Source organism: Chryseobacterium sp., from assembly GCF_022712095.1.
GTDB lineage: Bacteria > Bacteroidota > Bacteroidia > Flavobacteriales > Weeksellaceae > Chryseobacterium.
This window is the reverse complement of the sequence record NZ_JALAHD010000004.1, coordinates 1-3091: the sequence shown is the minus strand read 5'-3', so window position 1 is coordinate 3091 and position 3091 is coordinate 1. Positions and strand designations below refer to the sequence as shown.

The 3091-nt window shown below is 37.6% G+C and carries 3 protein-coding genes; all 3 read left to right on the top strand.

Annotation, left to right across the window (positions count from 1 at the left end; all coding sequences use genetic code 11):
- The first annotated feature begins 92 nt into the window (after window positions 1–92).
- Complete coding sequence (locus tag Q0A18_RS00105) at window positions 93–752, top strand: hypothetical protein (RefSeq protein ID WP_292008129.1); 660 nt, start codon at window positions 93–95, stop codon at window positions 750–752.
- A gap of 115 nt (window positions 753–867) precedes the next feature.
- The gene (locus Q0A18_RS00100; protein WP_292008128.1) at window positions 868–2469 is read left to right on the top strand and encodes a hypothetical protein; all 1602 of its coding nucleotides are present in this window, start codon (window positions 868–870) and stop codon (window positions 2467–2469) included.
- Window positions 2470–2494: 25 nt separating this feature from the next.
- Window positions 2495–3091, top strand: a 597-nt coding sequence (locus tag Q0A18_RS00095; RefSeq protein ID WP_292008127.1) for a hypothetical protein, incomplete at its 3' end; no start/stop codon positions are given.

Here is a 3091-nt window from a genome sequence, read left to right as displayed (position 1 = left end):
GTATATTTGTATCATTCAAATATGAATAATGATTGATAAATAATTGAATATATTATAAAATATATGTAATTCAATATTTATAAAAACACACAATGATAAAGATAACAGGAAAAAAATTCTTATGTATATCGGTACAGAGTATTCTGTTCCGATTGTTATCTTTGTTTGCTTTTCTCCCTATTTCTGCGTGGTCTCAACTCTATTTAGGAGAAGGTACTCAGATTACAATAAGTGAAGGGACCTATATTCATTCAAGTGATACAGATAAAACTAAGATTTCATCCATTGATTCTGAAGCAAGGGAAAATGTTCAGATTTATGTTGTCAAAGGTACAAAAATAACAGGACAATTTACAGCCTCTGCTTCCTCGAAAATTGTATATCAGGAGAAGTCATCCGGAGAAACTAAGAAGGAAGTTCATGCTACTTCAAAGAAAGAAAAAGTAAAGCTTGCAAAAGCTACTAAGAAGGAGAAAAAACTTAGAACTCCTGATATTACCTGGACTTATCGTGATAAAGGGGAGGATAAAGCTTATCATATAGGAACCAGGTCTTTTTCAGCGGTAGTAATCAATAATGTCAATGAGTTTGCTTCATTCTCAGACTACCAATACAAAATTGTAAAAAACTTTATCGAACCTAAGGTAAAGATTTCCTCATATTGCTTTTTAAGAATCTACAACAAGCAATATTTCGATTATAACAGAAGGGGTCCCCCTGTTCTTTATTACATGAATAATCACAATTCTTAAAAAATCACTGTTGTAAAACAGTCGGTTTATTCATGCTCAAATTTCACAAATCAATATAAAGTTGCTGATGCGATTAATCAGTGACCAAGGAAAACTATGTTTAAAAATTAAAATAATGAAGAAAAAAATTTATGTATTCTCATTAATTCTTGCCAGTATGTTTGCTTTCGGGCAAGTGGGAATTGGCGAAAAGGATGTTAAAGGAGCTCTGCACCTTAGAGGACAGTTCCCGGCAGATGGAACAGAGAGTGACTCTTTAACGAGAAATGTAGGATTGATCCTGCCCAAAGTAGACACATTACTGGACGGAACAGGCCTTCCTAATGTATTAACTCCTTCCGGAGGTGCTGCTATTGAAGGGACTCTGGTATACGATGCTGGTAATAAATGTGTAAGAGTAAAAAATGGTGATAACAGCTGGCAGGATTGTTTAGTTGACAACTCATCTATTTCTACGCTTTTTGATTATGATGTGTATGGAGGTTTAAATGTAAGAGTGAAAAAAGTAGCAGCTGGAAATAACTTCTCGATAGTATTGGGAGCAGATGATAATGCGGTGTATGCGTCAGGATATAATAATGTTGGGCGAACAGGAGTAGGAAATGCATCAGGTAATACAGCTACTTATGCCCTTATTTTAGCTAAGACAACGATAGATATTTCGGCAGGAGATAATCATGCTTTGGCAGTGACTTCCAATGGAGAACTTTGGTCATGGGGAGCAGGAACCTATTATCGTACAGGACATGGAAATAATGGAAGTAAAGTGTTTCCTATGAAAGTTAAAGGATGGCCTGAAACTGTGAAAGCAGTTCGTGTAGAAGCAGGGTATAATAATTCTCTTGTATTAGCGGATAATGGTAAAGTATATGGAATGGGGGCTTTCTCCGAAGGAACAATGGCAAACGGAATAAACTCTACTACGGTTGCTAATACTTATACGGTTCCTACAGCAATTCCAAACTTATCTTCTTATACTATGAAAGATATTTCGGTATCACGATTTTCTGCCGCAGGATTAACTACTGATGGTAAGATATACGTTTGGGGTAACCAGGCTCAGGGAAGATTGGGAACCGGTGCTTCTTCAGGATATATTACTCCCACCCAGATTTTATCTGGGGAAACGTTCAAGCAAGTGGCTATGGGAAGTAATCATGGTTTAGCAGTAACAGCTGACGGAAAGAAATTATACGCATGGGGAGCTACAAGAGCTTATGGTACCGAATCTACTACATTTTCTGCTTCACCGGTAGATGTTACTTCTTCCATCAATAGCGGAGCAGGATTGGAAGCTGATGAAGAAATTGTGTATGTTGCCGTTTCAAGATTAGATGCAGCAGCAGCTAACACAGGATCTTGTATTGTGATTACTAATAAAAATATCTATTCATCAGGAAGTAATACTCAGCCTCAACGTATAGGGTTAGGATTCTTTAACGGAACTACGACAGTTAAATATTCTCCCGGAACTAACACAACTTCAGGAGAAAATCTAACAGGTTTTGTTCCAATGTACAGCAAAGCTATTTATGAAGGAACATTATTCCAACAGGCATCAATAGGAGTAAGCCACTCTTTGATGGTTCAAACAGTAGATCCTGTGGATAACAGTGGCGGATATGGATATGGAACAGGAAGTGTGAACTACAACCAGCTTGGAGCTGTAAGTACCGGGTTTACTTCACTTCCGATCCCTATGTTGATCAAAAAATAATGCCTACAATTAAATAATTTTAAAGATGAAAAAAATAATATATACATCTCTGTTTATGATTTTAGCACTGCCGGCTTACGGACAGCTCGGAATCGGGACAGATACCCCTCAGGGGAAAGTGGATATCAACCAGAAAAACGGTAAAAATACAATGGGATTGGTTTTACCTAAGGTAACACAAGTAGATGTGGACAGTATTTATACTACGATAAATGCAGCTGGTGATGAATCCAATCTTAGAGTTGTTCCTTCTGTAACAACTTTTGATAATCCTTTTCAAACTATCACTATAACTGAAACTGATGATGACGGGGTAACGACTACCCAGGGTATGAGGGTACCGGTGGATGAAGCACCTGAAGGAACTATTGTTTATGATGAGAGTTTAGGGTGTGTACGATACAAAAAAACTTCTACCCTTGGTGACTGGACCGGATGTATTATGGATGCCCAGTCTGTTCAGGACGAAATCAATTATAACCTTTACGGAGGTCAGGATTTCAAAATCAAAAAAGGAGCTGCCGGATATTATTTCTCTGTAGCCATTGGTGCAGAAGATAATGCAGTGTATACTTCAGGAAGTGGCTCAGCATACAGAACAGGTCAGGGAAGAACAGGAAAT

Bases quoted from the DNA above. Each gene is read 5' to 3' on its own strand.
- Q0A18_RS00100 (WP_292008128.1), top strand. From the start codon at position 868: ATGAAGAAAAAAATTTATGTATTCTCATTAATTCTTGCCAGTATGTTT.
- Q0A18_RS00105 (WP_292008129.1), top strand. From the start codon at position 93: ATGATAAAGATAACAGGAAAAAAATTCTTATGTATATCGGTACAGAGT.